We start from the raw sequence: 7,354 nt of genomic DNA on the forward strand, positions 1-7,354 counted from the left end.
TTCTATATCCATTTACCCAATTTTATTACTCAACCATTTTTCCCCTAATCTAATGTTCAAAAGAAATTTCCTTTCTTTGCTCTTCCTGATTTCCTTCGTCGGAAATATTTTCGCAAATGTTGCCATCGAAAATCTAAAAGTTGATTCTCAAGAAAAACCCTTAGGAATTGACATCACAAATCCGCATTTTTCTTGGCAAATGAGGGCTTTAGACAACAAAAAAGGCTATTCTCAGAAAGCCTATCAAATTGTTGTATCAGATTCAAAAAATCAAATTGTTTGGGATTCAAAAAAAGTCAATTCGGATATTTCGCACGGCATTGAATATGTGGGAAATGCCCTAAAAGCCACCACTCGCTATACTTGGAAAGTGACCGTTTGGGACAATACCAACAAAGCCACAACCAATAGCTCATGGTTTGAAACAGGCTTGATGAACCCGTCGATTTCTGCTTGGTCGGGTGCCACTTGGATTGGCGGAGGCGATGAAGATTTGGTACTATATTCTCATTATTTATCGGTTTATAAATTTCAATATGGCATTCAGCTTGACAAAGCTTCAAATTCTACCAAAGCATCTTTTCTTTTTGGAGGGAACGATGCTCGTTTAATGACAAAAGATTTGAATTTAATGGCGGTAAACAATGGGCAAAACCAAAGTTATATTGCTTTTGAATTAGATATTTCTAACGTTTCGGAATCGGCAGAAGGTTTAGCGAAATTGAATATTTACAGAGTTGGGTACGATAAAAAAGACACAAAAGAGCAACCTGTCAAAAGTTTAAATATTCCACAAACGCTTATCAATCAAGCAAATAAATACGAAAAACATAAAATTTTAGCCGAATGTAATTTCGGTTTATTTGAGATTTTCGTTGATGGAAATAAACTAAAAGAAAAAGTTGAAGGTAATCCTTCGCCATTTGCTCCGAGAGGTTTTAATCTTAATCCCATTGGTAGTGGAAACAATTTTATCAGCTTCCCGATGTTGGCAGATATTGGCTTTCAAACGAATGCAAATCAAGTAGCAAATTTCTCAGATTTACAAATCAAAAACTTCCGTTTTCCGTCAAATACTTTATTTACAGAGAATCTTTCTGGAAAATATGACGGTATTTTTAAGAATAGTTTAACCACAGAAAATAACAGTTACAAAGTAAATGGCGGTGCGTTGATTTTGGCAAATCCAAGTAAAAATGCTGCTCCAATGCTCCGTAGTACCTTTTCTACCCAAAATAAAACCATTAAAAACGCTCGTTTGTACGTAACCGCAAGAGGAATTTATGAAATGTATTTGAATGGAAACCGAGTAAGTAACGACTATTTTAATCCGGGATTAACACAGTACAATAAAAACCTTATGTACCAAACTTACGACGTTACGAGTACCTTAAAACCAAACGAAAAAAATGCAATTGGAGCGTGGTTGAGTGAAGGTTGGTGGAGTGGAAACATTACTTATAGCGGTGAAAGTTGGAATTATTTTGGAGATAGACAATCGCTTTTGAGCAAATTAGTCATTACTTATGCTGATGGCTCAGAACAAGTAATTACCTCAAATCCAAAGGATTGGCAATTTTTCAATGATGGTCCAATTCGTTACGGAAGTTATTTTCAGGGAGAAGTTTATGATGCCAATAAAGAGACAACAATTAAAGATTGGGCAAAGGCAAATTATGAGGCAAAAGGTTGGAAATCTGCCGTTGAAGTACCCTTAGAAGGAACAACTTATCAAGGAACTTCAACCGATTTTATGGGTCGTACATCAACTTTTGATTATAAAGATTTAAAAATCGTTGGGCAAATGGGTAACAATCCGACCATTGTAAAAACGATGATTGCCCAAAAAGTAGAGGAAGTTCGTCCAAAGGTTTTTGTTTATGACATGGCTCAAAACATGGTGGGCGTTCCGCAAATTCAGATTAGAAATGGTAAAAAAGGGCAAATTGTCACGATGCGTTATGCCGAAGTAAAATACCCTGACTTGAAAGAATACGGCGAAAATGTGGGTATGGTAATGATGGAAAATATCAGAGCTGCCCTCACGCAAGACCAGTATATTTTGAAAGGTGGCGACGAAATTATTCAACCAAGATTTACTTTCCATGGTTATCGTTATCTTGAAATTACGGGTATCGACCAAGCCATTCCAATCACAGACGTAAAAGGTTTAGTAATCAGTTCAGTTTTGGATTTATCGTCAAATTACGAAACCTCAAACGACTTGGTAAATAAACTTTGGAAGAATATTACGTGGTCGTTACGCAGTAATTTCTTATCAATTCCAACCGATACACCTGCCCGCAACGAACGCATGGGTTGGAGTGGTGATATTTCAGTTTTCTCGAAAAGTGCCACTTATTTAACCGATGCCAATTTGTTTTTGAGAAGACACCTTTTGGGCATGAGAGACGTACAAGCAGAAAGTGGCAGATTTACCGACGTTGCTCCAATGGGTGGCGGTTTTGGCGGAACACTTTGGGGAAGTGCGGGAATCGTGGTGGCTTGGGAAACGTACCAACAATACGGCGATGTGCAATTATTGAAAGAACATTACGATGCCATGAAACGCTACATTGCCTTTTTAGAAACCAAAGTAGAAAAAACAACAGGCATTTTGAACGAAGGGCCATTGGGAGACTGGTTGAGTCCAGAAGGCAATAAAAATGATAATACAGAATTTTGGATGGCTTATTTTGCTTACGATTTAGACGTAATGAGCAAAGTAGCCAATATTTTGAATAAGTCTGACGAAGCTAAATCATTTGCCACTCGTCGTGATGAAATCAAGAAGGCTTTTAATGAAATTTATGTCGATAAAACAACACATAAAACCATAAAATCGGGCGTAAAAACAGGATTTATGGCGGCTCCAAATGAAGCCGATACTCGTGGAAAATCTGACAAAGGAACATTGGTTGATACGCAAGCATCTTACGCCATTCCTTTAGATTTGGGCGTTTTCAATGAAGAAAATAAACCTTTTGCCATTAAATATTTGAACGAAGCCATTCAACGCAAAAACAAAGATGATTCAGGTATAGAACGTCCAGAATATTCATTAATGACAGGTTTTATCGGAACGGCGTCTATTTCAGAAGCACTTTCTGAAAACGGAAATAGTGCCGTAGCGTACCGACTTTTACAGCAAAAAACGTATCCTTCTTGGTTGTATTCGGTGGTAAATGGAGCGACTTCTATCTGGGAAAGACTTAATTCTTATACGGTAGAAAATGGTTTTGGAGGCAACAATTCGATGAATTCATTTAACCATTATTCTTTCGGAGCAGTTTCGGCTTGGATGTATAATTATTCGTTGGGTATTCAGAGAAGTTCAGAAAAGGCGGCATTCAAACAAATCATCTTAAAACCAACGCCCGACCCTGACAAAGTAATGACTTTTGCCAAAGGATTTTATGATTCAGTTTACGGAAAAATCAATAGCGAATGGCGTTACGAAGGCAAGAAATTGATTTACAAAACGACAATTCCTGCCAATACTTCTGCCGTACTTTATTTGCCAACAAAAACGGTTAACCAAGTAAAAGAAAGTGGAAAAGCATTAAGTCAAGGCAATGGAATTAGCAATATTTCAGTTGAAAATGACAAGGTAAAAATGACGTTGGTTTCGGGAGATTATACTTTTGAAATACAGGAATAAGTAACACAGACTTCAGTCTGTAAGTTTTTTACAGACTGAAGTCTGTGTTACTTAAAATACAGGATTGATTTTTCTTCAAACTTCGTTAATTTACGAGACTGAAAAATCCATTTATCATCTCAAAAAATGAAATCTAAAATTATCCTGTTAATCCTGAGTTTATCCTTTTTGGGCATCTTCTCCGCTTGGAAAAAACTTAACAAAACCCTAAGCGAAGACGTAGATTGGGCTGAATATTTAGGCGGTGCCGACCGAAATCATTATTCTGAATTAACCCAAATCAACAAAGAGAACGTTTCTAAACTTCAAATTGCTTGGGCATATTCCACACCCGACTCTGGGCAAATGCAAGTTAATCCACTCATTATCAAAGGTGTTCTTTATGGCGTAACGTCGTCCGTACAAGCATTTGCGTTGGACGCCACAACAGGTAAAGAAATTTGGCGTTTCGGCGACCCACTCAAAAACTGGGCAAGTACCAGTCGGGGCGTAACTTTTTGGAAAGGGAAGGTAAACGGAGTAGAATCCGAAAGAATTTTATATACCGTAGGTCCAAACCTTTGGGCTTTAGATGCCAAAACGGGCAAACCAATTGACTCATTTGGCGATGGAGGCAAAATGGATTTACACACAGGTCTTCCAGCAATTGCCAAAGATAAATTCATCATTTCAAATACACCGGGGACACTTTTTGAAGATTTTATCATCATGCCTTTACGACTTTCGGAAGGTGCGGACGCTGCACCGGGAGATATTCGTGCGTTTGACGTAAAGACTGGAAAATTGGCGTGGACTTTCCATACTATCCCCTACCCTAACGAATTTGGCTACGAAACTTTCCCGAAAAATGCCTACAAAAACATCAATACAGGTGCTGCGAATAACTGGGCGGGCATGGCTATCGACCGTAAAAGAGGTATTATTTATGTACCAACGGGTTCAGCTGGTTATGATTTTTATGGTTCAAATCGCAAAGGTCAAAATCTGTTTGCCAACTGTCTTTTGGCATTGGACGCACGCACAGGTAAGCGACTTTGGCATTTTCAAACAACGCACCACGATATGTGGGACAAAGATTTGCCTGCTCCGCCAAACTTAATCACGGTTAAACAAAATGGAAAATCTATTGATGCAGTTGCCCAAGTGACCAAGCAAGGTTTAGTTTTTGTTTTTGACCGAGTGACGGGAAAACCACTTTTTCCAATCAAAGAAACGCCTGTTCCAACCAATGCTTTGGCAGGTGAACACCCTTGGTTAACGCAGCCAATTCCTACCAAACCAGCACCATTTGCTCGTCAGTCTTACACCTTAAACGAATCTCAAATTAGTCCTTACGCTGAAAATAGAGAAGAATTAATCAAGAATTTAAAGACTTATAAAACCCAATTATACGCTCCTCCAAGCAAAGAAGGAACAGTTATTTTCCCAGGTTTTGATGGCGGTGCAGAATGGGGCGGTGCTGCTGCTGACCCACAAGATGGTATTTTGTACGTCAATAGTAATGAAATGGCATGGATTCAGAAAATGGTTGAAAATCCAAAACAATCGGCTCTGGATAACATGACTGCGGGCGAAAAAGTATATTCAAACAACTGCATCGTTTGTCACGGAACGGATAGAAAAGGTAACTCAAAAAGCGGTTATCCTTCTTTAATTGACATCGGAACACGAAAAGACAAGGCCTACGTTACTCAAATTATTTCGGGAGGAAAAGGCATGATGCCGGGATTTAGTGCCATTTCTAAAAATGACAAACAGGCTCTTGTTTCGTTTTTATTCAATGAAGAAAAAAAGGAAGTAGCTTCTACCAACAAAGAAAAACCTGCTCCATATTTGCCATACAGAATGGACGGTTACAATAAATTTTTGGATAGTAAAGGCTTACCAGCTATTGCTCCGCCTTGGGGAACTTTGAACGCAATCAACTTAAATACAGGCGAATACCTTTGGAAAATCCCATTTGGATACGAAGAAAGTTTAAAGGCAAAAGGAATTTCAAATACAGGCATTGAAAACTACGGAGGTCCTGTTGTTACCGCAAGTGGTTTGCTATTTATTGCCGCAACGAAAGATGGAATGTTCAGAGCTTTTGATAAGAAAAACGGTCAATTATTATGGGAAACCAAATTGCCCGCCGCAGGTTTTGCTACGCCTTCCACTTATCAAGTCAATGGAAAACAATACGTTGTCATTGCTTGTGGTGGAACTAAATTAGGAACACCAAAAGGAAATCAATACGTTGCTTTTGCGTTGCCGTAATATTTAGAGAATTAGTGAGTTGTGATTCAGTGATTATTACACCTCAGTTTTTGATTAACCAATACCATAAAATCTTATCAAATCCATGACAAAATATTTTTTCATTATTGCATTTATCATTTCAACACTTTCAGCAAAAAGTCAAATTATCAACGATTCTGTTTTGGTTGAAGGTCATTATAGAACTTTCCATTTTTTGAAACCTACTCAAACTCATGCTTCATTAGTATTTGTATTGCACGGTTCGGGAGGAAATGGTTTACAAAACAGAGGCGGAGCCAAAAAAATAGAAGAAATTGCTCCTACTGAAAACATTTTATTGGTCTATCCAGACGGTTACAAAAGATTTTGGAATGAATGTAGAAAAACGGCAAACTCGGCTGCCAACTTAGAAAACATCAACGAAAATGCCTTTTTTAGCTTAATGATTGAGTATTTTGAGAAGCATTATAAAATTGATGCTAAAAAGATTTTTGCCGTTGGAACATCAGGCGGAGGACACATGGCTTATAAATTGGGCTTAACGATGCCCGAAAAGTTCAAAGCGATTACTGCAATTATTGCCAATTTACCCGATACGAATAATATCGATTGTGTTGAAAAACACGTACCAATTCCAGTGATGATTATTAACGGAACTGCTGATAAAACAAACCCCTACGAAGGTGGCGAGGTGATTATTCAAAACAATTTAAGTTTAGGTTTTGTGCGTTCTACCAATCGTACTTTTGAGTATTGGTCTTCTTTGGCAGGTTATAAAGGCACACCTAAAATGGAATCATTGCCCGATAATGACCCTAACGACGGCAAAACGATTGAGCGTTATACTTTTAAAGAAAAAAATAAACCCGAAGTTACTTTATTGAAAGTGATTGGCGGAAAACACGACTACCCCAACGACATTAATGTTTATTTGGAAGCATGGGAATTCTTTAAACGACAAATGAAGTAAAATTGACCTTTTTAACGCAGGCAGGGTTTGAACCCTGCCTGCGTTGCCTCCCCACTTCTTCAAATTGAAATTAGCCAACTTTTAAATTTGACTAATCTTGAAAACAAAGTAATATTGACTTCTTAACGCAGGCAGGGTTCAAACCCACTATTGTCCGAAACCTGCGTGGAAGTATTGATTTAATAAATTGGGGTCACCTTTACAGAGAATGATTAGTTCTTTGACAAGTTCAGCTTCGAGTTCATATAAGAATTTTAATTTATTGATTTTAAATCCATTACGCTCGTTTAATTTGGCATACAAAGCAATAAACATGGCTGCAATTAACATTACATATGCCATGTTTTTTATAGCATTATAGTCCCGTGAAATCAGATGAGAAAAGTTCAGATTTTGCTTAATAAATCGAAAGAATCTTTCAATTTCCCAGCGTAAGCGATAAATATCAGTAATATCAATGGCTGTTAAATCCTCAAGGATAT

General features: G+C 37.8%; 4 protein-coding genes. 3 read left to right on the forward strand and 1 reads right to left on the reverse strand.

Features of this window, described 5'->3' with window-relative positions; translation table 11 throughout:
• Window positions 1-52: 52 nt before the first annotated feature.
• The 3 genes from LV89_RS20225 to LV89_RS20235 all read left to right on the forward strand — a co-directional run bounded on the left by LV89_RS20225 (window position 53) and on the right by LV89_RS20235 (window position 6,872).
• Window positions 53-3,661, forward strand: a complete 3,609-nt coding sequence (locus LV89_RS20225) for an alpha-L-rhamnosidase (protein WP_109744742.1) — start codon at window positions 53-55, stop codon at window positions 3,659-3,661.
• Between the two features lie 126 nt (window positions 3,662-3,787).
• Window positions 3,788-5,920: an outer membrane protein assembly factor BamB family protein gene (locus LV89_RS20230; RefSeq protein ID WP_109744743.1), complete on the forward strand. Its 2,133-nt coding sequence runs from the start codon at window positions 3,788-3,790 to the stop codon at window positions 5,918-5,920.
• A gap of 85 nt (window positions 5,921-6,005) precedes the next feature.
• Window positions 6,006-6,872 (forward strand): CE1 family esterase, encoded by an 867-nt coding sequence (locus LV89_RS20235; RefSeq protein WP_109744744.1) that lies wholly within the window; start codon window positions 6,006-6,008, stop codon window positions 6,870-6,872.
• Between the two features lie 147 nt (window positions 6,873-7,019).
• Here LV89_RS20235 and LV89_RS20240 read toward each other — a convergent pair.
• A partial coding sequence (locus LV89_RS20240; RefSeq protein ID WP_158279645.1) for a transposase occupies window positions 7,020-7,354 on the reverse strand: 335 nt, incomplete at its 5' end.

Source organism: Arcicella aurantiaca (assembly GCF_003148625.1).
Lineage (GTDB): Bacteria > Bacteroidota > Bacteroidia > Cytophagales > Spirosomataceae > Arcicella > Arcicella aurantiaca.